The organism is Streptomyces sp. NPDC091282, from assembly GCF_044757385.1.
In the GTDB taxonomy this organism is placed as follows: domain Bacteria; phylum Actinomycetota; class Actinomycetes; order Streptomycetales; family Streptomycetaceae; genus Streptomyces; species Streptomyces gramineus.
Genome location: NZ_JBIVUX010000004.1, coordinates 509155 through 533688, shown reverse-complemented (window position 1 = coordinate 533688; position 24534 = coordinate 509155). Strand labels below are relative to the sequence as shown.

Annotated in this window: 25 protein-coding genes; 11 read left to right on the top strand and 14 right to left on the bottom strand. The window is 72.7% G+C overall.

Features of this window, described 5'->3' with window-relative positions; translation table 11 throughout:
• The first annotated feature begins 420 nt into the window (after positions 1-420).
• On the top strand, positions 421-2436 hold the full coding sequence (locus ACIQOE_RS21215) for an NPCBM/NEW2 domain-containing protein (protein ID WP_401412957.1): 2016 nt from the start codon (positions 421-423) through the stop codon (positions 2434-2436).
• A gap of 107 nt (positions 2437-2543) precedes the next feature.
• Here the strand turns inward: ACIQOE_RS21215 and ACIQOE_RS21210 are convergent, their stop codons facing one another.
• Positions 2544-3500, bottom strand: a complete 957-nt coding sequence (locus ACIQOE_RS21210; protein WP_362642518.1) for an ROK family protein — start codon at positions 3498-3500, stop codon at positions 2544-2546.
• A 222-nt stretch (positions 3501-3722) separates the two neighbouring features.
• Between ACIQOE_RS21210 and ACIQOE_RS21205 the strand changes: the two genes are divergently transcribed.
• Positions 3723-4772 (top strand): LacI family DNA-binding transcriptional regulator, encoded by a 1050-nt coding sequence (locus ACIQOE_RS21205; protein WP_362642655.1) that lies wholly within the window; start codon positions 3723-3725, stop codon positions 4770-4772.
• 7 nt (positions 4773-4779) lie between these two features.
• The gene (locus ACIQOE_RS21200) at positions 4780-5523 is read left to right on the top strand and encodes a hypothetical protein (RefSeq protein WP_401412955.1); all 744 of its coding nucleotides are present in this window, start codon (positions 4780-4782) and stop codon (positions 5521-5523) included.
• A 111-nt stretch (positions 5524-5634) separates the two neighbouring features.
• Here the strand turns inward: ACIQOE_RS21200 and ACIQOE_RS21195 are convergent, their stop codons facing one another.
• Positions 5635-6939 (bottom strand): DUF6986 family protein, encoded by a 1305-nt coding sequence (locus ACIQOE_RS21195; protein WP_401412953.1) that lies wholly within the window; start codon positions 6937-6939, stop codon positions 5635-5637.
• Between the two features lie 210 nt (positions 6940-7149).
• Here ACIQOE_RS21195 and ACIQOE_RS21190 point away from each other — a divergent pair, with 210 nt between their 5' ends.
• Positions 7150-8094 carry an endonuclease/exonuclease/phosphatase family protein gene (locus tag ACIQOE_RS21190; protein ID WP_401412951.1) on the top strand — a complete coding sequence of 315 codons (945 nt, stop codon included), beginning with the start codon at positions 7150-7152 and terminating at the stop codon, positions 8092-8094.
• Between the two features lie 59 nt (positions 8095-8153).
• Here ACIQOE_RS21190 and ACIQOE_RS21185 read toward each other — a convergent pair whose 3' ends face one another.
• From ACIQOE_RS21185 to ACIQOE_RS21170, 4 genes are all read right to left on the bottom strand, one after another.
• Complete coding sequence (locus ACIQOE_RS21185; RefSeq protein ID WP_351322523.1) at positions 8154-9116, bottom strand: electron transfer flavoprotein subunit alpha/FixB family protein; 963 nt, start codon at positions 9114-9116, stop codon at positions 8154-8156.
• Positions 9117-9169: 53 nt separating this feature from the next.
• Positions 9170-9958 (bottom strand): electron transfer flavoprotein subunit beta/FixA family protein, encoded by a 789-nt coding sequence (locus tag ACIQOE_RS21180; RefSeq protein ID WP_362642528.1) that lies wholly within the window; start codon positions 9956-9958, stop codon positions 9170-9172.
• Between the two features lie 217 nt (positions 9959-10175).
• The gene (locus tag ACIQOE_RS21175; protein ID WP_351322519.1) at positions 10176-10685 is read right to left on the bottom strand and encodes a flavin reductase family protein; all 510 of its coding nucleotides are present in this window, start codon (positions 10683-10685) and stop codon (positions 10176-10178) included.
• 199 nt (positions 10686-10884) lie between these two features.
• Positions 10885-11322, bottom strand: coding sequence for a thioredoxin family protein (locus ACIQOE_RS21170; RefSeq protein WP_351322846.1), 438 nt, complete (start codon positions 11320-11322; stop codon positions 10885-10887).
• 91 nt (positions 11323-11413) lie between these two features.
• On the opposite strand from ACIQOE_RS21170, the gene ACIQOE_RS21165 reads away from it, so the two are divergent.
• Positions 11414-11830: a DUF4395 domain-containing protein gene (locus ACIQOE_RS21165; RefSeq protein WP_351322517.1), complete on the top strand. Its 417-nt coding sequence runs from the start codon at positions 11414-11416 to the stop codon at positions 11828-11830.
• Positions 11831-12016: 186 nt separating this feature from the next.
• Positions 12017-12745 (top strand): lysophospholipid acyltransferase family protein, encoded by a 729-nt coding sequence (locus ACIQOE_RS21160; RefSeq protein ID WP_365554128.1) that lies wholly within the window; start codon positions 12017-12019, stop codon positions 12743-12745.
• A 3-nt stretch (positions 12746-12748) separates the two neighbouring features.
• On the opposite strand, the gene ACIQOE_RS21155 is transcribed toward ACIQOE_RS21160, so the two are convergent.
• From ACIQOE_RS21155 to ACIQOE_RS21135, 5 genes are all read right to left on the bottom strand, one after another.
• Positions 12749-13450, bottom strand: a complete 702-nt coding sequence (locus ACIQOE_RS21155) for a phenylalanine--tRNA ligase beta subunit-related protein (protein WP_365571502.1) — start codon at positions 13448-13450, stop codon at positions 12749-12751.
• Positions 13451-13460: 10 nt separating this feature from the next.
• On the bottom strand, positions 13461-14054 hold the full coding sequence (locus tag ACIQOE_RS21150) for a transglutaminase domain-containing protein (RefSeq protein WP_365554122.1): 594 nt from the start codon (positions 14052-14054) through the stop codon (positions 13461-13463).
• 83 nt (positions 14055-14137) lie between these two features.
• A complete protein-coding gene (locus ACIQOE_RS21145; protein ID WP_351322509.1) occupies positions 14138-15208 on the bottom strand; it encodes a low specificity L-threonine aldolase in 1071 nt (356 codons plus the stop codon).
• Complete coding sequence (locus tag ACIQOE_RS21140; protein WP_365554119.1) at positions 15205-15954, bottom strand: SDR family oxidoreductase; 750 nt, start codon at positions 15952-15954, stop codon at positions 15205-15207. Before ACIQOE_RS21140 ends, ACIQOE_RS21145 begins: the two co-directional genes overlap by 4 nt.
• Before the next feature lie 38 nt (positions 15955-15992).
• The gene (locus ACIQOE_RS21135) at positions 15993-17390 is read right to left on the bottom strand and encodes a DUF6421 family protein (protein ID WP_365554116.1); all 1398 of its coding nucleotides are present in this window, start codon (positions 17388-17390) and stop codon (positions 15993-15995) included.
• 413 nt (positions 17391-17803) lie between these two features.
• On the opposite strand from ACIQOE_RS21135, the gene ACIQOE_RS21130 reads away from it, so the two are divergent.
• Positions 17804-18487 (top strand): glycerophosphodiester phosphodiesterase family protein, encoded by a 684-nt coding sequence (locus ACIQOE_RS21130; RefSeq protein ID WP_351322503.1) that lies wholly within the window; start codon positions 17804-17806, stop codon positions 18485-18487.
• A gap of 4 nt (positions 18488-18491) precedes the next feature.
• Here ACIQOE_RS21130 and ACIQOE_RS21125 read toward each other — a convergent pair whose 3' ends face one another.
• A complete protein-coding gene (locus ACIQOE_RS21125) occupies positions 18492-19028 on the bottom strand; it encodes a GNAT family N-acetyltransferase (protein ID WP_399009867.1) in 537 nt (178 codons plus the stop codon).
• 195 nt (positions 19029-19223) lie between these two features.
• Between ACIQOE_RS21125 and ACIQOE_RS21120 the strand changes: the two genes are divergently transcribed.
• Both ACIQOE_RS21120 and ACIQOE_RS21115 read left to right on the top strand, forming a co-directional pair.
• Positions 19224-19616: a glyoxalase superfamily protein gene (locus tag ACIQOE_RS21120; protein WP_363016663.1), complete on the top strand. Its 393-nt coding sequence runs from the start codon at positions 19224-19226 to the stop codon at positions 19614-19616.
• 78 nt (positions 19617-19694) lie between these two features.
• Complete coding sequence (locus tag ACIQOE_RS21115; RefSeq protein ID WP_401412945.1) at positions 19695-20459, top strand: VOC family protein; 765 nt, start codon at positions 19695-19697, stop codon at positions 20457-20459.
• A 70-nt stretch (positions 20460-20529) separates the two neighbouring features.
• Here ACIQOE_RS21115 and ACIQOE_RS21110 read toward each other — a convergent pair whose 3' ends face one another.
• On the bottom strand, positions 20530-21102 hold the full coding sequence (locus ACIQOE_RS21110; protein WP_365554104.1) for a MarR family transcriptional regulator: 573 nt from the start codon (positions 21100-21102) through the stop codon (positions 20530-20532).
• A complete protein-coding gene (locus ACIQOE_RS21105; protein ID WP_401412943.1) occupies positions 21099-22754 on the bottom strand; it encodes an FUSC family protein in 1656 nt (551 codons plus the stop codon). Before ACIQOE_RS21105 ends, ACIQOE_RS21110 begins: the two co-directional genes overlap by 4 nt.
• 200 nt (positions 22755-22954) lie before the next feature.
• Between ACIQOE_RS21105 and ACIQOE_RS21100 the strand changes: the two genes are divergently transcribed.
• The gene (locus ACIQOE_RS21100) at positions 22955-23500 is read left to right on the top strand and encodes a DUF5134 domain-containing protein (protein WP_351322491.1); all 546 of its coding nucleotides are present in this window, start codon (positions 22955-22957) and stop codon (positions 23498-23500) included.
• Positions 23501-23593: 93 nt separating this feature from the next.
• Entirely contained in the window at positions 23594-24529 is a 936-nt protein-coding gene (locus ACIQOE_RS21095; protein WP_351322489.1) for a M56 family metallopeptidase, read from the top strand.
• Positions 24530-24534 lie beyond the last annotated feature (5 nt).

Genomic DNA, 24534 nt, shown 5'->3' with positions numbered 1-24534 from the left:
GGTCACGGGCCCACCCACGAGGGGAGCAACGCGCCGCGCGGGGCCGGGCGGCGGCACCGGCCGGGGCGCGGCCGGCAGCGGGAGGCGGCGTCCTGCGCGGGCACGGAACGCCGTACATCTCCGCCGTACACCCCGGCCGGACATCGGATGTCCCGCTCAGGCCTCTCACAGCTTCCGCCCGCGGGTCCCCCAGGGCGGACTCAGCCTCCGCACAGCGTCCCTCGATGCCGGCAATCAACACAACCCAACGGCCAGGAACGCCTCTTGCCCACGACCAGGACTCCCGACAGGCCTTCAGGACGACCGGAACAACCCCTACCGCTCCTCTTCCAACACAGCCGAACAGCTCCTACCATAAGCGCGCACCGACGACGCCCATCCGTCGTCATCCCACCTTTCGCGAGTCGGAGGAACGTAACGATGCGTCACCCTCACACCCGCACAACCCGCAGAAGAGTGGTCGGAGCACTGATCGCAGGGGTGCTGAGCACGGCCGGCCTCGCCGCACCCGCGGCCGCCGACGGTGCGACCGGCCCGGCCGCCCCCGCCGACGGCCTCGCCCTCACCCCGCCGATGGGCTTCAACAACTGGAACTCCACGCACTGCAGCGCGGACTTCGACGAGACCATGGTCGAGGGCATCGCGGACCTCTTCGTGGCGAAGGGCCTCAAGGACGCCGGCTACCGGTACGTCAACCTCGACGACTGCTGGGCCCTGCCGAGCCGGGACGCGGACGGCAAGCTGGTCCCGGACCCGGCCAGGTTCCCGCACGGCATCAAGGCGGTCGCCGACTACGTGCACGCCAAGGGCCTCAAGCTCGGCATCTACACCAGCGCGGGCACCAAGACCTGCAACGACGCGGGCTTCCCGGGCGCGCTGGGCCACGAGTACAGCGACGCGCAGCAGTTCGCGGACTGGGGCGTCGACTACCTCAAGTACGACAACTGCAACAACCAGGGCGTGGACGCCAAGCAGCGCTACCTGACGATGCGGGACGCGCTGCGGGCGACCGGGCGGCCCATCGTCTACAGCATCTGCGAATGGGGCGAGAACAAGCCCTGGGAGTGGGCGTCGGACGTCGGGCAACTGTGGCGGACCACCGGGGACATCAGTGACAGCTGGGGCTCGATGCTGTCGATCCTGAAGCAGAACCTGCCGCTCGCGCCGTACGCGGGCCCCGGGCACTGGAACGACCCGGACATGCTGGAGGTCGGCAACGGCGGCATGACCGACACCGAGTACCGCACGCACTTCTCGATGTGGTCGATGATGGCCGCCCCGCTGCTCATCGGCACCGACCTGCGCAAGGCCTCCCCGGCGACCTTCGACATCCTGGACAACAAGGAGGTCATCGCCGTCGACCAGGACCCGCTCGGCAAGCAGGGCACGGTGCTCTCCTCGGCGGGCGGACGCTGGGTCGTGACCAAGCAACTCAACGACGGCAGCCGCGCGGTGGCCCTCTTCAACGAGTCCGGCTCCCCGCAGCGCATCGCGACCACCGCACGCGCGGCCGGCCTCCCGGACGCGCCCGCCTACACCCTGCGCGACCTGTGGCGGCACCAGAGCTACAACACCGCGGGCACCCTCTCCGCGGTGGTCCCGGCGCACGGCACCGTCCTGTTCCGGGTCACCGCCGACCGGCACTGGGCGGCCCACCCGCCGGCCGTCGAACTCGGCCTGGACGGCGGCCGGTTCATCGAGCCGGGCGGTACGGCCGCGCTCACCACGTCGGTCACCGACCTCGGCCGCACGACCGCCCGCGAGGTCTCCGTGACGCTCACCGGCCCGCACGGCTGGACCGTCGCCCCGACCTCGAGGACCAGGACCCCGGCACTGCCCACCGGCCGTGCCCTGCACACCGGTTGGCGGGTGACGCCGCCGCCGGGAACGCCCAAGGGGTCGTACGACCTTGCTCTCACGGCGCGTTACCGGTCACCGTCCGGGGCGAGCGCCGTGAGCACGACGACGGTCACCACGACCGTCGCGGACCCGCCGCCCGCCGGCACTTCCTACCTCAGCGACCTGCCGTGGCTGTCGGCCGACAACGGCTGGGGTCCGGTGGAACGCGACACCAGCAACGGGGAGACCGCCGCGGGCGACGGGCATCCGATCACCATCGGCGGCGTCGTGTACGCCAAGGGACTCGGCACCCACGCCCCGAGCCAGGTCGACTACTACACCGGCAAGGCGTGCGAGAAGGTCACCGCCGAGGTCGGCGTGGACGACGAGGAGGGCGCCGCCGGCAGCGTCACCTTCGAGATCTGGGCGGACGGCACGAAGGTCGCCTCGACCGGCGTGCTGACCACGGACATGGCCGCGCAGCCGGTCACCGCCGACGTCACCGGCGCCGAGGTGGTCAGCCTGGTCGTCACCGACGGCGGCAACGGCGTCACCTCCGACCACGGCGACTGGGCGGACGCGCGGCTCACCTGCTGACGCCCGTCCGCGGCTCGGGGCGCCCGGTCGCCCCGAGCGCCCGGTCGGCCGGACCTGAACCCCGGCCGACCGGGCCTGAACGTTCCTGCCGGGCTGTCGCGGACGGCTCAGACGCCGGCCGCGGTCACGTCCGTGCCCGTCCGGGTCAGCGCGGCGGCCGCGGCGCCCACCAGGCCCGCGTCCGTGCCCATCTGGGCGGGCACGACCGTCAGGCGCTGCACGAAGGAGAGCGTCGCGTAGTCGGTGAGCGCCTTGCGCAGCGGCGTGAAGAGGATGTCGCCCGCCTTGCCCACGCCGCCGCCGATCACCGCGATGTCGATCTCGACCAGGGTCGCGGTGGCCGCGATCCCGGCCGCCAGCGCCTGCGCGGCCCGCTCGAAGGACGCGACCGCGACCGGGTCGCCGGCCCGGGCCGCGTCGGCGACCGCCGCCGCCGAGGTGTCGCCGTCGGGACCCGGCCGCCAGCCGCCCTCCAGCGCCCGCCGGGCGATGTTGGGGCCGCTCGCGATGCGTTCCACGCAGCCCCGCGACCCGCAGGGGCAGGGGTCACCGTCGAGGTCGACGCTGATGTGACCGATGTGGCCGGCGTTGCCGGTGGGCCCGGGGTGCAGCCTGCCGCCGAGCACCAGGCCGCCGCCGACGCCCGTCGACACCACCATGCACAGCGCGTTGTCGTGGCCGCGGGCCGCGCCCTGCCAGTGCTCGGCGGCCGTGATGGCGACGCCGTCGCCGATCAGCTCGACCGGCAGCCCGCCGGCGGCCTCCCGCACCCGTTCGACGAGCGGGAAGTCGCGCCAGCCCGGCACGTTGACCGGGCTCACGGTGCCGGCGGAGGCGTCCACCGGTCCCGCGCTGCCGATCCCGAGCGAGCCGGCCCTTCCCCACAGAGGTGAACCGGCGAGTTCGCCGACCACCTCCGCGACGGCACCCATGACCGTCTCGCCGTCCTGCTGGGCGGGCGTCGCGCGCTGGGCGCGCGCCTGGATCCGTCCGTGACCGTCCACCAGTGCGCCGGCGATCTTTGTGCCGCCGATGTCGAGGGCCGCCACGAGGTCGGTGTGCATCAGAGTCAGATCTCCCCGTCAACCATGAGTAGCCGAGTGAAAAGGCAGCCGTCCAGCGGTGGGGGCGCGGGCCGGAGATTGCGGTGGACAGTCTCCCTCGCATCTGACAACGTTGTCCAGGCTCTATGCTCGACGCCACATCCTCATACAAACCCATGGACCTGTGCATCCCCCGTGGACAACAGGAATCCCACCGTGGACGACAGGACAGGACGCCGCATCGTGCCCGACACCTCCCGCCGCGCAGACCGTTCTCCCGGCTCCCGTTACGGGACCCGGCCCACGATGAAGGACGTGGCTGCGCGCGCCGGTGTCGGCCTGAAGACGGTGAGCCGGGTGGTCAACGGGGAGCCCGGGGTGACGCCGGACACCGAACGCCGGGTGCAGGAGGCGATCGACGCGCTCGGCTTCCGCCGCAACGACAGCGCGCGGGTGCTGCGCAAGGGCCGTACCGCGAGCATCGGCCTCGTCCTGGAGGACCTCGCCGACCCGTTCTACGGCCCGCTCAGCCGTGCCGTCGAGGAGGTGGCCCGGGCCCACGGCGCGCTGCTGATCAACGGTTCCAGCGCCGAGGACCCCGAGCGCGAGCAGGAGTTGGCGCTCGCGCTGTGCGCGCGGCGGGTGGACGGGCTGGTGGTGATCCCGGCCGGTGACGACCACCGATACCTGGAGCCGGAGATCAGAGCGGGCGTGGCGACGGTGTTCGTGGACCGTCCGGCCGGGAAGATCGACGCCGACGTGGTGCTGTCCGACAGCTACGGCGGGGCCCGGGACGGGGTCGCCCACCTGATCGGGCACGGGCACCGCCGGATCGGCTTCATCGGCGACATGCCCCGGATCCACACGGCCGCCGAGCGGTTGCGCGGCTACCGGGCCGCGATGGAGGACGCCGGTATATCCGTGGAGCCGGCGTGGACCTCGCTCGGCGTGACGGACCCGGAGCGGGTGCGCCGGGCCGCCGAGGAGATGCTGTCCGGGCCCGCTCCGGTCACCGCGATCTTCGCGGGCAACAACCGGGTGACGGTCACCGTGATCCGGGTCCTGGCCGAGTTCTCCCGCCCGGTCGCGCTCGTCGGCTTCGACGACATCGAACTGGCCGATCTGCTGCATCCGGGGCTGACGGTCGTCGCCCAGGACGCGGCCCTGCTCGGCCGCACGGCCGCGGAACGGCTCTTCCGTCAGCTGGACGGCACGCTCCTGGCGCCGGAGCGCATCGAACTCCCGACCCGGCTGGTCACCCGCGGCTCGGGCGAGCTGCCGCCCTCGGAGTGAACGGCGCGTGACCGGCCGTACGCTCGCGGAGCTGGGCCTCGACCGGGCGCCGCGCGACCATCCGCTGACCTATCCCGGGACCTGGCCCGCCGACTCCGGACTCCTCGACGGGGACCGCCTGTTGCCGCTGGAGCGGCTGGTGCCCGACGACGGGCGGGTGCCGGTGCTCGCGGTCGGTTCCAACGCCTCCCCGGCCCAACTCCAGCACAAGATGGCCGAGTCCGGGGTGGCCGGCCCGATCCCGATGGTGCGCACCCGGGTCACCGGCGTCGATGTGGGCGTCTCCGCGCACGTCAGCCGCCTCGGGTATGTCTCGGCGGCGCCGCTCCGGTCCCCCGCCGCGGTACGGGAGTTGTTCGTCGTCTGGCTGGACGGGCCGCAGCTGGAGGTGATCGACGCGAGCGAGGGCGTACCGCTGCCCGGCGGCAACTTCGGCCGGGCCTGGCTGCCCGCCCCGCAGGTGCGCGTCGCGCTCGCGGACGGCACCGAACTGCCGGGCGTGCACGCCTACGTGAACCGGCACGGCGTCCTGCACGACGGCACCGGCACGCCCCGCCGCCATCCCGGCCAGCGCACCCTCCTCGCCGGACTCCTCGCGGGGTCGGCGGAGTTGAGGGAGCTGTTCGGTGACACGCCCGAGGAGTTCTGCGCGCGGGCCCGGGCCGACTCCGCGCTGTGCCGGCGGGGCACCCGGCTCTTCGCCGAGCGGCGGTGGGCGGTTCCGTCGGGGCTGGAGGCGTACCTGCAGTGAGGACGGGCGTCCCGGCGTCCCTGGTGCGGGATGCCGGGCAGGACCCGCGGCCGGTGCGTCCGTGAGCTCGGTGACGGCACCGGCCGTCGCGCGTCAGGGTGCCGGAGACCGTCAGGTGCCGGAGACCGTCAGGTCGCCGCGCCGGGGTGCGGCGAAGGCCTCCAGGTCGGCGCGGGTGAGTCCGCTCAGCCGTGCCACCTCGGCGATGTCGAGGGCGCCGCAGTCCAGGCCGCGCAGCAGGTAGCCGCTGAGGGCCTTGGCGGTGGCGGGCTCGTCCATGACGTCACCGCCGGCGCGGTTGGCGTACCGGGTGAGCCGGGCGGCGGCCTGCTCGAAGCCTTCGCGGTAGAAGGCGAACACGGCCGCGTAGCGGGTCGGGATGTGTCCGGGGTGCATGTCCCAGCCCTGGTAGTAGGCGCGGGCCAGGGCGCGCCGGGTGAGGCCGTAGTGCAGCCGCCAGGCGTCGTGGACCTTCGCGGTGGGGCCGACCGGCAGCACGTTGGTGGAACCGTCCGACACGCGTACCCCGGTGCCGGCGGCGGCGACCTGCATGACCGCCTTGGCGTGGTCGGCGGCCGGGTGGTCGCTGGCCTGGTAGGCGGCGGAGACGCCGAGGCAGGCGGAGTAGTCGAAGGTGCCGTAGTGCAGTCCGGTGGCGCGGCCCTCGGCGGCCTGGATCATCCGGGCGACGGTGGCGGTGCCGTCGGTGGCGAGGATGGACTGGCTGGTCTCGATCTGGATCTCGAAGCCGATGCGGCCCGGTTCCAGGCCGTGCGTCTTCTCGAAGGCCTCGAGGAGCCGGACCATCGCGATGACCTGTTCGGGGTAGGTCACCTTGGGCAGGGTCAGCACCAGGCCGGCGGGCAGTCCGCCGGCCGCCATCAGGCCGGTGAGGAAGACGTCCAGGGTGCGGATGCCCCGGTCGCGCACCGCGGCCTCCATGCACTTCATCCGGATGCCCATGTAGGGCGCCGCCGTGCCCTCGGCGTAGGCCTCGGCGATCAGCCGGGCCGCGCGGGCCGCCGCCTCGTCCTCCTCGGCGTCGGGACGCGGGCCGTAGCCGTCCTCGAAGTCGACGCGCAGGTCCTCGATCGGTTCGCGCTCCAGCTTGGCGCGGACCCGGGAGTGGACGGGCTCGGCGAGTTCCTCGGACAGGCCGAGGACGGCGGCGAACGAGGCGGCGTCGGGGGCGTGTTCGTCCAGGGCCGCGAGGGCCCGGTCGCCCCAGGAGCGGACGGTGCCGGCGGTGAACGCGTCGCCGGGGACGTAGACGGTGTGCACGGGCTGGCGGGTGCCGGGGTCGCCCGGGTAGCGGCGCTCCAGTTCGGCGTCGACCGGCGCGAGGGAGGCGCTGATCTCCTCGCTGACGGCACCCGCGAGACTCGTCGCCACCTGCTCCTGCTGGCCCTGGCCCATCCCACACCCTCCTGTTTTCCACTGTACGGAATCAACAATCCGTTGAATGAAGTTATCCGGGCACCTTCCGGATGGTCAACACCATGTCCACGGTGCGACACGCCCCCATCTGGACATGTTCACGCTCGACTCACTCCTGGGTAGCACACTCCTTGCGCAGGACTCGCCTCACGCACGCCTCGTCCGGCCGTCGCCACCGAAGGAGCCCCCGTGCCGCACCAGCGCCGGGTCACCCGCCGTCTCGGCCTGCAGATCCTGTTGGCCGCCGCGGTCACCGTGCCCCTCTCCAGCGCCGCGATCTCCGCCTCGTCCGCCTCCTCCGGGCCGTCCCGGCGCTCCGGGCGGACGACTCCGCCGGGTCCGCCGCGGCGCGCGCCGCGGCTCGACGTCATGACCTTCAACCTGCGGTACGCGAGCACCGCCGAACCCCACAGCTGGGCGGAGCGCCGGCCCGTCATGCGCGAACTGCTGCTCCGCGCGAACCCCCAGGTCATCGGCACCCAGGAAGGCCTCTACCAGCAACTGCGCGACATCGAAGCCGACCTCGGACCGCACTACGACTGGATCGGCACCGGCCGCGAGGGCGGCAGCCGGGACGAGTCCACGGCGATCTACTACGACGTCCGGCGGCTGGCCCCGGTGGAGCACTACACCTTCTGGCTCTCCGACACTCCGGAGGTCATCGGCTCCAACACCTGGAACGCCGCGTTCCCGCGCATCGTCACCTGGGTCCGCTTCCGCGATCTCGCCGACGGGGGCCGCGAGTTCTACGTCGCCAACACCCACTTCGACCAGAAGAGCCAGGAAGCCCGCGAGCGCAGCGCGGCCCTGCTCAGCCGGCGCATCGCGGAGTTCGACCCCGCGCTGCCGGTCGTGGTGACCGGCGACTTCAACGCCGCCGCGCACGGCAACCGGGCCTACGACACGCTGGTGGGCTCCGGGCTCGTGGACACCTGGGACGCGGCGGAGCGGCGCGGCACTCCGTACGGCACCTTCCACGGCTACCGCCGGCTCCGGCAGGACGGCGACCGCATCGACTGGATCCTCACCTCGCCCGGCGTGACCACGCACGAGGCGGTCATGGACACCTTCTCCCGGCAGGGCCGGTTCCCCAGTGACCATCTGCCGGTTCAGGTCTCGCTGAGCCTGCGCTGACACGACGAGGCCCCCGTGACCGGATCCGGTCACGGGGGCCTCGGGCAGCCTGGCGGCGATCAGCCCTTGCGGGTCTTGATCTCCTCGGTGAGCTGGGGCACGACGTCGAAGAGGTCACCGACCACGCCGAAGTCGACGAGCTCGAAGATCGGGGCCTCGGCGTCCTTGTTGACGGCCACGATCGTCTTCGAGGTCTGCATGCCGGCGCGGTGCTGGATGGCGCCCGAGATGCCGTTGGCGATGTACAGCTGCGGCGACACGGACTTGCCGGTCTGGCCGACCTGGTTGGTGTGCGGGTACCAGCCCGCGTCCACCGCGGCGCGCGAGGCACCGACGGCCGCGCCGAGGGAGTCGGCGAGGGCCTCGATGACCGTGAAGTTCTCGGCGCCGTTGACGCCACGGCCGCCGGAGACGACGATCGCGGCCTCGGTCAGCTCCGGGCGGCCCGTGGACTCGCGCGGGGTCCGGCCGGTGACCTTGGTGCCGGTCGCCTGGTCCGAGAAGGTGACGGCCAGGGCCTCGACGGCACCGGCGGCCGGGGCGGCCTCGACGGCGGCGCTGTTGGGCTTGACGGTGATGACCGGGGTGCCCTTGCTGACGCGGGACTTGGTGGAGAAGGAGGCGGCGAACACCGACTGGGTCGCGACCGGACCCTCGTCACCGGCCTCCAGGTCCACCGCGTCGGTGATGATGCCCGACCCGATGCGCAGCGCCAGACGCGCGGCGATCTCCTTGCCCTCCGCGGAGGACGGGACCAGGACGGCGGCCGGGGAGACGGCCTCGACGGCCGCCTGCAGCGCGTCGACCTTGGGGACGACCAGGTAGTCGGCGTACTCGGACGCCTCGTGGGTGAGGACCTTCACCGCGCCGTGCTCGGCCAGCGTGGCGGCGGTGCCGGCGGCGCCCGCGCCGAGCGCGACGGCGACGGGCTCGCCGACGCGGCGGGCCAGGGTCAGAAGTTCCAGGGTGGGCTTGCGGACGGCACCGTCCACGTGGTCGACGTAGACGAGGACTTCAGCCATGGGAATGCTCTCCTGCGTGCGAAAAGTTGAGGGGCGGTCGGCGACTGCGGGGCTCAGATGAACTTCTGGCCCGCGAGGAACTCGGCGAGCTGCTTGCCGCCCTCGCCCTCGTCCTTGACGATCGTGCCCGCGGTGCGGGCCGGACGCGCGGTCGCGGTCTGCACCGCGCTCCAGGAACCCTCCAGACCGACGTCGCCGGCCTCGATGTCCAGGTCGGACAGGTCCCAGGACTCCACCGGCTTCTTCTTCGCCGCCATGATGCCCTTGAACGACGGGTAACGCGCCTCGCCCGACTGGTCGGTCACCGAGACCACGGCCGGCAGGGAGGCCTCCAACTGCTCGCTGGCGGCGTCGCCGTCACGGCGGCCCTTGACGGTGCCGTCCTCGACGGAGACCTCGGACAGCAGGGTGACCTGCGGGACGCCCAGACGCTCGGCCAGCAGCGCCGGGACGATGCCCGCCGTGCCGTCGGTGGAGGCCATGCCGGAGACGACCAGGTCGAAGCCGGCCTTCTCGATCGCCTTCGCCAGCACCAGCGAGGTGCCGATGGCGTCGGTGCCGTGCAGGTCGTCGTCCTCGACGTGGATCGCCTTGTCCGCACCCATCGACAGCGCCTTGCGCAGCGCGTCCTTCGCGTCCTCGGGACCCACCGTCAGGACGGTGACCTCGACGTCGTCGTCGGAGTTCTCCGAGATCTGCAGCGCCTGCTCGACCGCGTACTCGTCCAGCTCGGACAGCAGACCGTCCACGTCGTCACGGTCCACGGTCAGGTCATCGGCGAAATGCCGGTCGCCCGTGGCGTCGGGCACGTACTTCACAGTGACAACGATCCTCAGGCTCACGCCGGCTCTCCTACCGCATCGTCTTTTCTTGGCTGCCTCTTGAAGGCAGCATAGGCGCCTCAAGCGGCTCATCCCGGTCGGGGCGGCCGCGCGCTCCGAACGAAATATTACTCGCCAGTACACCCAGTTCGTTCCCGCTAAGCAAGCGCTTTGAACTGTGACGTTCGCAACGCAGCGTAACCGGAACCCGACGCCTGCGCAGAACGAGGGCGCGTGATCAATCGCGCAGTCCGCTGAAGCCGCCCTGGTGGTAGAGGAGCGGCCGGCCCGCCCGCGAGGGGTCCCCCACGACCACCTCGGCCAGCACGATCCGGTGGTCGCCGGCCGGTATCCGCGCGACGACCCGGCACACCAGCCAGACCAGCACGTCGTCGAGGACCGGAACACCGGCGTGGCCCTCGCTCCAGCCGGTCGGCGGCCCGAACCGGTCGGCGCCGCTGCGCGCGAAGGTGGCCGCCAGCTCCGCCTGGTGCTCGCCGAGGACGTGCACGCCGATGTGCTCGGCGGTGGATATCGCGGGCCAGCTGGAGGCGCCCGTGCCCACGCCGAAGGAGAGCATCGGCGGCTCGGCGGAGACGGAGGTGAGCGAGGTGGCGGTGAAGCCGACCGGGCCGCCGGCGCCGCGCGCGGTGATCACCGCGACTCCGGCCGCGTGCCGCCGGAAGGCGGAGCGGAGCAGGTCGGGCGAGGCGAGCCGGGGAGTACCGAGGTCGGGCGTGGCCGTCATGCAGTTGTCCTTCTGGGAGAGGCGGTGTTCGGGTCCGGGGGTGTTCAGCGGCCCGGACAGCGCGCACTCGCGGTGCGGGCCAGGTCGACGTGGACCCGTCCGAAGAGAAGGAGTTCATGAGACATACAGTCAGGCTGACGATAGGTGGTACATCCAGTCAAGTACGTACCGGGATATGGGAGCTGCCTCACCGTCATCGTCACCCGGCCCGGACCGCTTCTCCCAGTGCGGCGATGACGTCCGCCTTCCTGGGCTGTCCGGTGGCCCGGCGGACCACCCGGCCGTCGGCGTCGAGCACCAGGACGGTGGGCGTCTTGAGGATCTCCAGCTCGCGCACCAGGTCCAGCCGGTCCTCCGCGTCGATCTCGACGTGGGCGACCCCGGGAACCATGCCGGCGACCTCGCCGAGCACCCGCCGGGTGGCCCGGCAGGGCGCGCAGAAGGCGCTGGAGAACTGCACCAGCGTGGCCCGGCCGCCCAGTTCACCGCCGAGCTCGGCCGCCCCGATCCGCTTTCCCTCGTCCCGCCCGCGCACTCGTACCCTCCCGCTCCGCCGCTTGTGCAGCACTCCGTAGACACTCGCCGCGACGAGCACCGCCACGCACACCACCAGTCCGGTCGTCACGGACCTCAGCATCCACGACCCGGCCCGCCGTTCCTGCCAGCGTTCACGAGACTGCAAAGATTCCCGGCTCCCCTGCCGGGCTTCGGGGCGGAATCCTTGGTTCATGGACATCGACGCACGTGGGCCCCGTTTCGCGGCGGCCGTGACGACGGTCGTGCTGGCCGCCGCGCTCATCACCCGCAGTCCCTGGATACTCGCCTGGCAGACGGTGGCGTTCGCGCTCGGCGCGGCCGCCGGCGTGAGCCGTTCGCCGTACGGCTGGGCCTTCCGGACGGCCGTACGACCCCGGCTCGCTCCCGCTACGGAGTTCGAACCACCCGAACCGCCGCGATTCGCCCAGGCGGTGGGACTCGTGTTCGCGGGACTCGGCCTGGTCGGCTTCGCGTTGGGCCCCGGCTGGCTGGGACTCGCGGCCACCGGGGTCGCGCTCGCGGCCGCGTTCCTGAACGCGGCGTTCGGGTACTGCCTGGGGTGCGAGATGTTCCTGCTCGTCCGCCGGTTCGCGGTACGCGCGGAGTAAAGGCAGGTTAAAAATCCGAGGTGGATCATAGGCCGACGTGACGAGGATCTCGCCACTCCGGGGCACCAGGGCTGGCTCCCCGACCGTTCTTCGGGCACGATCTGCGAAAGCCGTAAACCTACGGCTGCGTAACTTTCCCGCCGGGAGCCCCTTTCCCAGGCAGAGCAGAAAGGGTCCGTCCCGCCCATGGCAGAGCTGGTCTACCGTCCCGTCATCGGTTTCGCCAAGACGCTGTTCAAGGTCTGGGACCTGAAGATCGACTGCCAGGGTTCGGAGAACATCCCGCGCTCGGGCGGGGCCGTCCTGGTGAGCAATCACATCAGCTACCTGGACTTCGTCTTCGACGGCCTGGCCGCCCTTCCGCAGAAGCGCCTGGTGCGTTTCATGGCGAAGGAGTCGGTCTTCCGGCACCGGATCTCCGGCCCGCTGATGCGCGGGATGAAGCACATCCCGGTCGACCGCGAGCAGGGCGAGACGGCGTACCAGCACGCGCTGGACTCGCTCAGGTCCGGTGAGATCGTGGGCGTCTTCCCCGAGGCCACCATCTCCCAGTCGTTCACGCTGAAGAGCTTCAAGTCCGGCGCGGCGCGCCTGGCCCAGGAGGCCGGCGTCCCGCTGATCCCGATGGCGCTGTGGGGCACGCAGCGGCTGTGGACCAAGGGCCAGCCGCGCAACTTCAAGCGCAACCACCTGCCCGTCACCGTCCGGGTGGGCGAGCCGGTCGAGGCCCCGCGCGACCAGTACGCGGGCGCCATCACCCGCCGCCTGCGCGAGCGCGTCCAGGACCTGCTGGACGCGGCCCAGCGCGCCTACCCGTCCCGCCCGAAGGACCCGGCCGACACCTGGTGGCTGCCGAGTCACCTCGGCGGCACCGCGCCCACGCAGGAGCAGCTGAAGGCGGCCGAGGCGGTCTGAGCCTCAGGCCACCGACTCGGGCGCCCGTACCTCCACATCCGCCCCCGGGCTGAACTTCTGCAGCAGCTCGGCGAGTTCGGCGCCCGCCGACGCCAGTTCGGCGACCGGCAGCGGGGCGAGTCCCTCCAGGAGGAAGACGGCCGACGCGGTCCGCTCGGTCAGGCGGGTGCGGGGCCCCTGGCGCCAGTTCCAGCGCCGGCAGGTGACGCCCGCCGCGTCGCACCACACGACCTCGCCGGCGTCCGGGTGCTCGACGCTCTCCTCGCCGCCCGCGACCGTCACGAAGTCCTCCTCGCCGGTGGCGCGCACCAGGCGCATCCCGCCGCGGACGAGATCGAGGTCCTCACCGCCCACCGGGATCAGGTGGGCGACGCTGACGGCGTTGTAGAGGTCCACCAGCAGGTTGATGCGCGGCAGGCCGCCGTCCGCGAGGGCGCGTCTGGCCAGCGCCTCCGCGGAGTTCCGGGTGCGGGACGGCTTGGAGCCGAACGCCGTGTAGACCGCGCGCCAGGCCGCCAGGTGCGGATCCTCGTGCGGGGCACGCCCGTCCAGGCGGGCGGCGAGCCGCCGGGCCGCGTCGTCGAGGAGCGCCGAACTCGCCTCGGTGCTGGGCCCGTTGACCAGACCGTGGGCCTCGACGGCGAGGTGCGTGAAGCCGGGCGCGAGCGCACGCACCTCGTCGGACACGGTGAGCGTGAGAGTCATCTGCTGGGCCTCAGAGTGCGGTGGGGAGCGTCTTCCACAGGGACGGACGGTCGGGCGCCGCTTTCAACGCGCCGAGCACGGCCGGATGGGGTTCAGCGTACAGGACCGGATAGTCCATCTCACTGGACTCCGGATCGGGGATCCAGGCCAGCCGTTCGCCGTCCAGGGAGAACCGGGCGTCGACGCCGGGCTTGTTGCCTCGCGGATCCTGCCGGTGCCAGGCGCCGTTGAAGCGGACCGCGACCAGTCCGTGCACGAGGTGGCCGGCGCCGTCGTCGTCCGCCAGCCGCTGGTAGCACAGGGCCGTGGGGATGTCCTCGGCGCGCAGCAGGGCGGCGAGCGCGTGGGCCTTGGCGTGGCAGATGCCGGTGCGCCGCTCCAGCACGTCCGACGCCCGCCAGGTGACCCGCGGATCGCCGGCGTCGGCGGAGTGCGGGATGCGGTCGCGCACGAATTCATAGGCGGCCCGCGCATAGGCATACGAGTCCTCGGCGCCGGACGCCAGCCGTGCCGCCGCCTCCCGGACCACCGGGTGATCGTGATCGATGACCTCGTCGGCGGCCAAGTACGCGGACAGGTCGGCGGTGTTCTGGATCAGCTGCATGGGCGCAGAGCATAGGAACGCGATCACCCGAGCGTCAATGACTTTTCAGGTGACCGCATATCTATGCAGCGTGCTCGGTCCGGCTAGCGGGCCATCTCCTCCTTGAGCGCCGCCACGAACGCGTCCACGTCCTCCTCGGTCGTGTCGAACGCGCACATCCAGCGCACGTCCCCGGCCGCCTCGTCCCAGAAGTAGAACCGGAACCGCTTCTGCAGGCGCAGGCTCACGTCGTGCGGGAGCCGCGCGAAGACACCGTTGGCCTGCACCGGATAGAGGATCTCCACGCCGTGCACGGCCCGCACGCCCTCGGCGAGCCGCTGGGCCATCTCGTTGGCGTGCCGGGCGTTGCGCAGCCACAGGTCCTTCGCCAGCAGTGCCTCCAGCTGCACCGACACGAAGCGCATCTTGGAGGCCAGCTGCATGGAGAGCTTGCGCAGGTGCTTCATGTGGCTGACGGCGTCCTGGTTGATCACCACGACCGCCTCGCCGAACACGGCACCGTTCTTGGTGCCGCCCAGCGAGAGGATGTCGACGCCGACGGCGTTGGTGAACGTGCGCATCGGCACGTCCAGGGAGGCCGCCGCGTTGGCTATCCGGGAACCGTCCAGGTGCACCTTCATGCCGTGCGCGTGGGCGTGCTCGCAGATCGCGCGGATCTCCTCCGGCGTGTACAGCGTGCCCAGCTCGGTGCTCTGGGTGATCGAGACGACCTGCGGCATCGCCCGGTGCTCGTCGTCCCAGCCGTACGCCTGCCGGTCGATCAGCTCCGGCGTGAGCTTGCCGTCGGGCGTGGGCACGGTGAGCAGCTTGAGGCCGCCCATGCGCTCCGGGGCGCCGCCCTCGTCCACGTTGATGTGCGCGCTCTCGGCGCAGATCACCGCGCCCCAGCGGTCGGTGACCGCCTGGAGCGCGACCACGTTCGCCCCGGTGCCGTTGAAGACCGGGAAGGCCTCGGCGGTCGGGCCGAAGTGGCCGCGGACGATCCGCTGGAGGTTCTCGGTGTACTCGTCCTCGCCGTAGGCGACCTGGTGGCCGCCGTTGGCGAGAGCCAGTGCGGCCAGGATCTCGGGGTGGGTCCCCGCGTAGTTGTCACTGGCGAAACCGCGGACCTCCGGGTCGTGATGGCGACGCGCGTCGGTCTTCGGAGGGTTCACGGCTGCTCGGTCAGCCACAGACGGTTTCCGTTCACTTCGGAGGCGGACTTGCTCCAGACGCCCTCGACGGCCTCGGCGAGGTCCGTGACGTCCGTGAAGCCCGCGAACTTCGCGTTGGGCCGCTCGGCGCGCATCGCGTCGTGCACCAACGCCTTCACCACCAGGATGGCAGCAGCGGAGGCCGGGCCCGCCTCGCCCCCGGCCTTGCGGAAGCCGTCGGCCATGGCGAGCGTCCAGGCCTCGGCGGCGGCCTTGGCCGCGGAGTACGCGGCGTTGCCGGCGGTGGGCTTCGACGCACCGGCGGCGCTGATCAGCACGTACCGCCCCCGGTCGCTGCGCTGCAGGCCGTCGTAGAAGGCCAGGGAGGTGTGCTGGACCGTGCGGATCAGCAGCTTCTCCAGCAGGTCCCAGTCGGCCAGGTCGGTCTCGGCGAAGTTCGCGCTGCCGCGCCAGCCGCCGACCAGGTGGACCAGGCCGTCGACCCGGCCGTGGTCCTTCTCGATGCGGTCGGCCCAGGCCCGGGTCGACTCCAGGTCGAGCAGGTCGACCGTCTCACCGGTGACCACGGCGCCGCCGCCCGCGTAGCGGGCCGCGTCCACGGCCTCGGCCAGGCGCTCGGGACTGTTGTCGGCGCCGACCACGGTCGCGCCCGCCTCCGCGAGCCTGACCAGCGTCGCATGCCCGGCCGGTCCGCCCGCCCCGGCCACCGCGATCACCGCACCGCTGAGAGACCCGTTGCCCGCCATGTGCTTCCCCTCTTGAGCAGTGTTCCGAAGGCCGTCGCTCACGCGGCGACCGGTCCGGCGCTGTCCGCCGTGATGCCCTTGGTCTCGGCGATCACATTCTTCAGCTTCTTGGACAGGGCCTCGTAGAACATGCTCAGCGGAAACTCGTCCGGAAGCACGTCGTCCACGAGCTTGCGCGGCGGCAGGCTCAGGTCCAGGGCGTCGGGGCCCTTGGCCCACTTGGAGCCCGGGTGCGGAGCGAGGTAGCCGGCGACCAGTTCGTAGCCGGCGAACCAGTGCACGAGCTTCGGCCGGTCGATGCCGTCCTTGTACAGCTTCTCGATCTCGGCGCACAGCTGGTTGGTGACCTGCGGGGCCCGCTCCCAGTCGATGGAGAGCTTGTTGTCGGTCCAGCGGACCACGTCGTGCCTGTGCAGGTAGGCGAAGAGCAGCTGGCCGCCGAGGCCGTCGTAGTTGCGGACCCGGTCGCCGGTGACCGGGAAGCGGAACATCCGGTCGAAGAGCACCGCGTACTGCACGTCACGGGCCTGCGGGACGCCGTCGGCCGCCAGCTTCACGGCCTCCCTGAAGGCGGTGAGGTCGCAGCGCAGCTCCTCCAGGCCGTACATCCAGAACGGCTGGCGCTGCTTGATCATGAACGGGTCGAACGGCAGGTCGCCGTGGCTGTGGGTGCGGTCGTGGACCATGTCCCACAGCACGAAGGCCTCCTCGCAGCGCTTCTGGTCGTGGACCATGGCCGCGATGTCCTCGGGAAGGTCGAGGCCGAGCAGGTCCACCGCCGCGTCGGTGACCCGGCGGAAGCGGGCGGCCTCGCGGTCGCAGAAGATGCCGCCCCAGGAGAATCGTTCCGGCGCCTGGCGCACGGCGATGGTCTCGGGGAAGAGGACGGCGGAGTTGGTGTCGTAGCCGGCCGTGAAGTCCTCGAAGGTGATGCCGCAGAACAGCGGGTTGTCGTACCGGGTGCGCTCCAGCTCGGCCAGCCAGTCGGGCCAGACCATGCGCAGCACGACCGCCTCCAGGTTGCGGTCCGGGTTGCCGTTCTGGGTGTACATCGGGAAGACGACCAGGTGCTGGAGCCCGTGGGCGCGGTCCGCGGCGGGCTGGAAGGCGAGCAGCGAGTCGAGGAAGTCGGGCACCTGGAAGCCGCCGACGGCCCACCGGCGCAGATCGGTGACCAGGGCGCGGTGGTATTCGGCGTCGTGCGGGAGCAGCGGGGACAGCTCCTCGACGGCGGCGATCACCGTGTCCACGGCGCGCTCGGCGTCGGCGCGGGCGGGGGCGCCCTCGGCGTCGAAGTCGATCGACCCGTCCTTGGACTGCCATGGCCGGATCCGTTCCACACCATCCTTGAGCACGGGCCACGCCGGGTGCTCGACCACCCTGGTCACGGGAGGAACCCGCTCCTCCGAACCCACCTGCACAAGAATTTCCGTCATGACCCATCCTCCACGGGTGTACCTCGCGTAAGGACACCGTATGCATACGAGCTTTCTCCCAGCAAGGGGGCCTTCGGGAAATTATCCTGCGGCGCCGCATCTTCACCGCGCTTTTTCCTGTGCGAAACCGTGAAGGCGCTCACATTCACTTCGATCAATGACGGGTCGTCAGCTTCCGGGGAGCGCATGGTTCCGGCCGGTCAATACGCCGCGGGACGCGCCCACCCCCGGGTGACGGCCGACCGGGGCACGAGCCAGGCGCCACGCGCCCGGCGCACCAATCCCCGGCGTACGCAGGGGGTTCATCGCGACGGGCGGCCATTAGGCTGCGCCCAGCCGCGTGGACAGCGACGTCCCGTCGTACGGTCCGCGCGCGTGCATCCCCGCCGCCGTCGACGGAAGCGAGTTGAATCTTGAACTTCCTTACCATCGGTCACCGCGGAGTCATGGGCGTCGAGCCCGAGAACACCCTCCGTTCCTTCGTCGCCGCCCAGCAGGCCGGCCTCGACCTGATCGAACTCGATCTGCACCTCAGCAAGGACGGCGCCCTGGTCGTCATGCACGACGCGGAGGTCGACCGCACGACCGACGGCTCCGGCCCGATCGCCGAGAAGACCCTGGAGGAACTGCGCACTCTGGACGCCGGCCGCGGTGAGCGGGTGCCCGTGTTCGAGGAGGTCCTCGACGCGGTACGGGCTCCGCTGCAGGCGGAGATCAAGGACGTGGCGGCGGCGCGTGCGCTGGCCGAGCTGATGCAGCGACGGGACCTGGTGGGCCGGGTCGAGGTGTCGTCGTTCCACGACGAGGCCGTCGCCGAGATCGGCCGGCTGGTGCCGGGCGTCCGTACGGCGCTGATCGCGAGCCGCTACGGCACCGACGTGGTCGAGCGGGCCCGGGAGGCGGGCGCCGCGACACTCTGCCTGAACATCCGGCGGCTGACCCTGGAGGTCGTCGAGCACGCCCGCAAGGCGGACCTCAAGGTGATCGGCTGGGTGGTGAACACCCAGGACGACCTGCGGCTGGTGCGCGCCCTCCAGCTGGACGGCGCGACGACCGACTACCCGGAGATCAAGCGCACCGCCCGCTTCACCGCGTGAGCCGTCACACCAGGGGCTTGACCAGCAGCTCGAACTGCAGGTCGGCGCGTTGGGGAATGCCGAAACGCTCGTCGCCGTACGGGAACGGCGTCATCCTTCCCGTACGGCGGTAGCCGCGCCGCTCGTACCAGGCGATCAGGTCCTCGCGCACGGAGATCACCGTCATGTGCATCTCCGTGGCGCCCCAGTCCTGCCGGGCCCGGCGCTCCGCCTCGGCGATGACGGTCTTGCCGAGGCCGGCGCCCTGGAGCGCGGGGCTGACGGCGAACATGCCGAAGTAGGCGTGGGTGCCGCGGTGCTCCAGCTGGCAGCAGGCGACCGTCCGGCCGTCCCGCTCGACCGTGAGCAGGGTGGCGTCCGGTGCCTTGATGACCTGCAGGACGCCCTCCGGGTCGGTCCGCTGCCCCTCCAGGATGTCCGCCTCGGTGGTCCAGCCCGCCCGGCTGGCGTCGCCCCGGTACGCCGACTCGATCAGCGCGACCAGCGCGTCCACGTCGGCGTCGGTGGCGTCGCGGAAGGTCAGTCCGGCGGCGTTGTCCATGTGCGGTCTCTCCGATCTCGGGCAGCCTGAGCCGCCACGAGCCTAGCGCCGCCACCGGACCGCCCGCGGACCGGCCGTACCCGGTGGCGCCCGCCGGGCGGGTCCCCGGGCGGTGTCGGTGATCTCGGCGCGCGGGACGGCGGTGCGGGCGTGGGGTCCGGGACGGCGGCGGAGGGGACGTTACGCTCCGGTCGCATGGTGCATGTGGTGAGCAGCCGTACCCTCGTCCGCCCCGGCGACCCCGAGCGCTCGCGTGCCTTCTACGGCGATCAGCTCGGCCTCGCCGTCTACCGCGAGTTCGGCACCGGCCCCGAGCGCGGCACGGTGTACTTCCTGGGCGGCGGCTTCCTGGAGGTCTCCGGCCGCGCGGACGGCGCCGTCTCCCCCGCCGTGCAGCTGTGGATGCAGGTGGCGGACCTGGCCGCGGCGCACGAGGAACTGCTGGCCAAGGGCGTCGAGATCGTGCGTCCGCCGGTGACGGAGCCGTGGGGCCTGGTCGAGATGTGGATCGCGGACCCGGACGGCATCAGGATCGTGCTGGTGGAGGTGCCGGCCGGTCATCCGATCCGGTACCGGCCGGGGACCTGAGGGCACGCCCGGGTCCGATGGCCGCTGTCAGTGCCGGGGTCTAGCGTTCGCAGGAGACAGACCCCTGGAGGAATGGCCATGGAGTTCGACAAGGCGGTGCCGGGCGGCCCCTGCTGGACGGAGCTGGGGACCGACGACCTGGAGGGCGCCAAGCGGTTCTACGCGGAGCTGTTCGGCTGGCGTCCGGAGACGGACCCCCGGCAGGAGGCCGGCTGCTACACCGTGGCGCACCTCGGGGACGCGGCGGTCGCGGCCCTCAGCCGCCTCTACCAGGAGTCCCAGCCGGTCGCGTGGAACGTGTCGTTCGCGGTGACCGACGCCGACGCGGCGGCGCGGCGGGTCGAGGAGGCCGGCGGCACGGTGGTGGTCGGTCCGATGGACATCTTCGACGCGGGCCGCTTCGCGGTCGCCCTCGATCCCACCGGTGCGGCCTTCCAGCTGTGGGAACCGCGGGCCTTCCCCGGTGCCGGGCTGCTCGGCGCGCCCGGTGCGCTCGGCTGGGTGGAGCTGGCGACCCGGGACACCGGCCGGGCCACCGGCTTCTACACCGCCGTCCTGGGCTGGACCGCCGAGCCCTCCGAGCAGTACACGGAGTTCACCGTGGGCGGGCAGCGGTTCGGCGGGACGGCCGACATGGGCGACCGGTTCCCGCCCGAGGTGCCGCCGCACTGGCTGCCGTACTTCGCCGTCGAGGACGTGGACGCCACCGCCGAGGCGGCGGCCGCGGCGGGCGGGACCGTGCGGGCGGCGCCGGTGACGGTGCCGGACGGCCCGCGCATCGCCGTACTGAGCGATCCGCGCGGCGCGGCGTTCGGCGTCTTCCGGGCGGAGGAGAAGGGCTGAGCCGCGGGACGGGCGCCGGGCACGCCGCAGGCGTCCGCTGCGGCCGACCCGCGGTCGCCGCCGGGCGCGGTCAGGCCCGCAGCGCGCCCGTCCTGCTCTCCAGCCGTCCGAGCAACTCGGCGAGCAGACCCGCCAGTTCGCCCTGCCCGTCGGGGGCGAGGACGGACAGCACGGTGGTCTCGTAGGCGAGCTGCTCGGGCAGGATGCCGTCGACCAGATCGCGTCCCGCGTCGGTGAGGCTGAGGTGGGCCACCCGCCGGTCCCGGGCGTCGCCGCGCCGCTCGACCAGGCCCCGCTCGGTGAGCTGCTTGAGCCGCTTCGTGACGGCCGCGCCGGAGGAGAAGGTCTCCTTGGCCAGCTCGCTCGGGGTCAGTTCGTGGCCGGTGCGGCGCAGCGCGCCGAGCAGGTCGAACTCGGCGCGGCTGAGTCCCGCCCGGCGCAGCGGGGCGTCCTCGGCCTGCTGGAGGAGGGCGGCGCAGCGGTTGATCCGGCCGATGACCTCCATGGGCCCGGTGTCCAGCCGTGGATGGACGGCCCGCCACTGCCGGACGACGGCGGCGACCGTGTCGTCCCTGTCCGCGCCGCCGCTCGCACCCCCGTTCCGGTCGCCGCCGGCCGCCGGTCGTCCGCTGGTCGCCGTCATGGCCGTACGTCCTCCGTAGTCCTCGTACCGTCCCAGGAGTGCGGTTCCTGGCGTCGTACCGTCGCGGCGAGCGTACGGTGTCCTGACTGCTCGGCGAGCACGACCCGCTCCTCGGGCAGCGCGCGCCGCCCCCACTCGCCGGCGGCGGCGTCGGCCGTGGCGCGCAGTTCGGCCAGGGCGGCGGACAGGCTGCGGCGGGCGGTCTCCAGGGCGCGCGGCGACGGACGCGGCTCGGCCAGCAGCCGCGCGGTCTCCTCACGGGCCCGCTCGACGGCGGTCAGGGCGCGTTCGACGCGGTCCCCGGTCCGCCGGTCGGTGACCACGACGGCGGCCGCGAAGCCCACGAGCGCGCCGACCAGGGTGTCCAGGACCCGCTCGGTGATCAGCTGCCCGGAGTCCTGGGTGCGGGCGAACTCGGTGACCAGCAGCGCCATCGGCGTGACGCAGACGCTGCCGAGCCAGTAGTTGCGGCCGATCAGCGCCTCGGCGCCGAAGTTGAAGGCCAGGCAGCTCAGCACCAGGACGGCCGGATGGAGATGGGCGAGCGGGACGACGGCGGCGAAGACCAGGACGCCCAGGAGGTTGCCGACGACGCGCTGGACGCCCCGGCTCCAGGTGAGCGTGGTGTTGGCCTGGTAGAGGGACGCGGCCGTCACCAGTGCCCAGTAGGGGCGGCCCACGCCGAGGGCCAGGGACGCGTATCCGGCGAGGGCGCAGCCGAGCGCGGTGCGGGCGGCGACCGGGGCGAGCGGCCCGAGCCGGTGCCACAGCGGGCGGTGCGGTACGGCCCGTTCGGCGTCGAGGCCGAGGAGTTCACCGGCGGCGCCGGCCACCCGCGGGACGCGTCCGGTGCCGCGCAGTGCTCGGGCCCACCCGCGCAGCCGCTCGGGGTCGGCGTCGGCGGGGGCGGCGAGGGCGACCTCGGCACGGACCACGAGGTGTTCGAGGGCGCGGCGGGTGCGGTCGGTGCGGGCGCCGGCGGCCGTCAGGGACTGCCAGGCGGCCTGCACCGCGGCGGCAGCGGCGGCCCTGCTCCGGTCGTGGCCCTCGCCGCCCGCGGGGGTCCCGGCGAGGGCGGCGGCCGCGTTCAGGGCCTGGGCGGTGGCCCGGCGCTCCGGGCCGTGCGGGCGCAGCAGGCCGGGCGCCATGCCGACCAGCCAGGCCCAGGCGCCCGCCAGCAGGGCGAGTCCTACGTGGCCGGGCACCTGGCCGGGGGTCTGCGGCGCGAACAGGCAGGCGGAGCTGATGAAGGTGAGAACCACGTTGCCGGGCGGCCCGACGCGGGTGGCGTCGCACAGCGTCTTCTGCACGGCGGCCATCAGCGCGCCGACGGTGACCAGGACGACGGCGTTCGTGGTGAGCGAGGCGGCGAGCAGGGCGACGGCGAGGCCGCCGGTCATCCCGAGGACGACCCGGGCCAGCGTGCGGGCGCGGGCCGGGTAGGGGCGGTTGTGGCCGTAGAGGGCGCACAGCGACCCGGCCATGGTGTACATCGCGAGGTCGAGGCGGCCGAGGGCCAGCAGGATCAGGTTGGGCGGAGCGACCGCGGCGACCGCGCTGAGGGCGGGCTTGAACCAGATGTCGGAGGGCCGGCCGAGGCGCAGGGCGCCGGCCAGGGGCAGACGGCGGGTGGTCGGGGTCGCAGTGCTCATACCCATCAATTTAGCATGTGTTTTACTCGTAAAACATCATCGGACATGCCGTCCGCACGTCTGTCGGACAGCATGAGAACAGGCCGCCCTCACCTGCAGTGCTCCGCCGAGTGCTCCCCGTGTACACCCTTGCGCTCGCGTGAGCGCCGGGTGGGCGGGGCATCGCATCCATCGATGCGACGTCGAGCGGGGAGGTGCGCGTGCACGGACCGGCTTCGCCCGGCTGGCTGCTGGTCGCGCTGTGCGCGGCGACCGGGGCCTACTGCCTGCTGCGGATGCGCAGCGGCATCGAGGCACAGCGGCGTGCCGCGGGCGGCGAGGCACTGATGGGGTTCGGCATGGCCGCGATGGCCGTGCCCGCGACCGTCTTCACCCCACCCGCGTGGGCATGGCCGCTGTACGCGGCGGTGTTCGGCGCGGCCGCGCTGCGCGCCCTGTGGAGCGCCCGCGACAGCGCCCACCATCTGCACCATCTGGTGGGCACGGCGGCGATGGTCTACATGGCGGTGGCGATGGCGGCCTCCCCCGGCGGCCACCACCACGGCGGCGCCGGAGTCCCGGCGGTGACCGGCCTGTTGCTCGTCTACTTCACCGGCTACGTCCTGCTGTCCGGAGCCCGCCTGGTCCCGGTCGCGGTGGCGGCGGCCGGGAGCGGGACGGCCGGATGGGGCGACCGGCCCGAACTGGCGCGGGCGTGCCGGCTGTCCATGGGCATCGCGATGGTGACGATGCTCCTGGGCCTGTGACCGGGCGACCGGGGCCGCGACTGCCGCGTTGCCTGCGTCACTTCGGCGCCACCCTGTACCCCTGAGCGGTCCTGCGCTCATAGGCTTCCCGTCATGATGGTCCCCGTGGCACTGCTGCTGCTCGGCGCCCTGACGGCCGTGGCCGGTCCCCGGCTGCTCGCCCGGGCCGACTGGACGGACCGGGAACCGGTGGTCGCCCTGTGGGTGTGGCAGTGCGTGGTGGCGGCCGTCCTGCTGTGCTGCGCCCTGTCGATGACGCTCAGCGCGGCGGCGGCCTGGCAGGCGGCGCGCGGACACCTCTTCGCGACCGCCCCGAGCGGGGTCGCGGAGGCCTACCCGCTCGCCGCCACCGGCCCCTGGGCGGCGACCACCGCGGTGGCGCTCGCCTGCGCCGGTCTGTGGAGCGGGGCGATGCTGGTCCGCGAGATCGCCGGAGCCAGGGCCAGGCGCCGCCGACGGCGGGCCGAACTGCTGCGCCGGGCACCGCTGTTGCCCGGCGAGGAGAGTTCCGCCGACCGCCTGGTGGTCCTTGAGGGCGACCGCTCGGACGCCTGGTGGCTGCCCGGCGCGCCGCCCCGGCTCGTCGTCACCACGGCCGCGTTGCGCCGCCTGAAGGGGCGGCAGCTGGACGCGGTGCTCGCGCACGAGCAGGGGCACGCCCAGGCCCGGCACGACTGGCTGCTGCACTGCTCGGCAGCGCTGGCCGCCGGTTTCCCGCAGGTCCCGGTGTTCGCCGCGTTCCGCGACGAGATGCACCGGCTGGTCGAACTGGCCGCCGACGACATGGCCTCCCGGCGCCACGGCCGTCTCACCACCGCCCTCGCCCTGGTCGAACTCAACGAGGACCGCGGCGTGTTCGGGCCCGGCCCGGCGGGGCACGCGCATGTCCCGCAGCGCGTCGACCGGTTGCTCACCGCACCGGACCGGCTGCCCGCCCGGCACCGGCTGCGGCTGACCGCGACCGCCGCGCTGGTCCCCGTCGTCCCGGTCCTGGTGGCGCTCGTCCCCGGACTGCGCGCGCTCGGCTGAGGCCG

What these genes read in the sequence shown, in the direction of transcription:
- ACIQOE_RS21215 (WP_401412957.1), top strand. Translation starts at nt 421, where the DNA reads ATGCGTCACCCTCACACCCGCACAACCCGCAGAAGAGTGGTCGGAGCA.
- ACIQOE_RS21210 (WP_362642518.1), bottom strand. Translation starts at nt 3,500, where the DNA reads ATGCACACCGACCTCGTGGCGGCCCTCGACATCGGCGGCACAAAGATC.
- ACIQOE_RS21195 (WP_401412953.1), bottom strand. Translation starts at nt 6,939, where the DNA reads ATGGGCCAGGGCCAGCAGGAGCAGGTGGCGACGAGTCTCGCGGGTGCC.
- ACIQOE_RS21185 (WP_351322523.1), bottom strand. Translation starts at nt 9,116, where the DNA reads ATGGCTGAAGTCCTCGTCTACGTCGACCACGTGGACGGTGCCGTCCGC.
- ACIQOE_RS21175 (WP_351322519.1), bottom strand. Translation starts at nt 10,685, where the DNA reads ATGACGGCCACGCCCGACCTCGGTACTCCCCGGCTCGCCTCGCCCGAC.
- ACIQOE_RS21170 (WP_351322846.1), bottom strand. Translation starts at nt 11,322, where the DNA reads ATGCTGAGGTCCGTGACGACCGGACTGGTGGTGTGCGTGGCGGTGCTC.
- ACIQOE_RS21165 (WP_351322517.1), top strand. Translation starts at nt 11,414, where the DNA reads ATGGACATCGACGCACGTGGGCCCCGTTTCGCGGCGGCCGTGACGACG.
- ACIQOE_RS21160 (WP_365554128.1), top strand. Translation starts at nt 12,017, where the DNA reads ATGGCAGAGCTGGTCTACCGTCCCGTCATCGGTTTCGCCAAGACGCTG.
- ACIQOE_RS21155 (WP_365571502.1), bottom strand. Translation starts at nt 13,450, where the DNA reads ATGACTCTCACGCTCACCGTGTCCGACGAGGTGCGTGCGCTCGCGCCC.
- ACIQOE_RS21150 (WP_365554122.1), bottom strand. Translation starts at nt 14,054, where the DNA reads ATGCAGCTGATCCAGAACACCGCCGACCTGTCCGCGTACTTGGCCGCC.
- ACIQOE_RS21140 (WP_365554119.1), bottom strand. Translation starts at nt 15,954, where the DNA reads ATGGCGGGCAACGGGTCTCTCAGCGGTGCGGTGATCGCGGTGGCCGGG.
- ACIQOE_RS21135 (WP_365554116.1), bottom strand. Translation starts at nt 17,390, where the DNA reads ATGACGGAAATTCTTGTGCAGGTGGGTTCGGAGGAGCGGGTTCCTCCC.
- ACIQOE_RS21125 (WP_399009867.1), bottom strand. Translation starts at nt 19,028, where the DNA reads ATGGACAACGCCGCCGGACTGACCTTCCGCGACGCCACCGACGCCGAC.
- ACIQOE_RS21120 (WP_363016663.1), top strand. Translation starts at nt 19,224, where the DNA reads ATGGTGCATGTGGTGAGCAGCCGTACCCTCGTCCGCCCCGGCGACCCC.
- ACIQOE_RS21115 (WP_401412945.1), top strand. Translation starts at nt 19,695, where the DNA reads ATGGAGTTCGACAAGGCGGTGCCGGGCGGCCCCTGCTGGACGGAGCTG.
- ACIQOE_RS21110 (WP_365554104.1), bottom strand. Translation starts at nt 21,102, where the DNA reads ATGACGGCGACCAGCGGACGACCGGCGGCCGGCGGCGACCGGAACGGG.
- ACIQOE_RS21105 (WP_401412943.1), bottom strand. Translation starts at nt 22,754, where the DNA reads ATGAGCACTGCGACCCCGACCACCCGCCGTCTGCCCCTGGCCGGCGCC.
- ACIQOE_RS21095 (WP_351322489.1), top strand. Translation starts at nt 23,594, where the DNA reads ATGATGGTCCCCGTGGCACTGCTGCTGCTCGGCGCCCTGACGGCCGTG.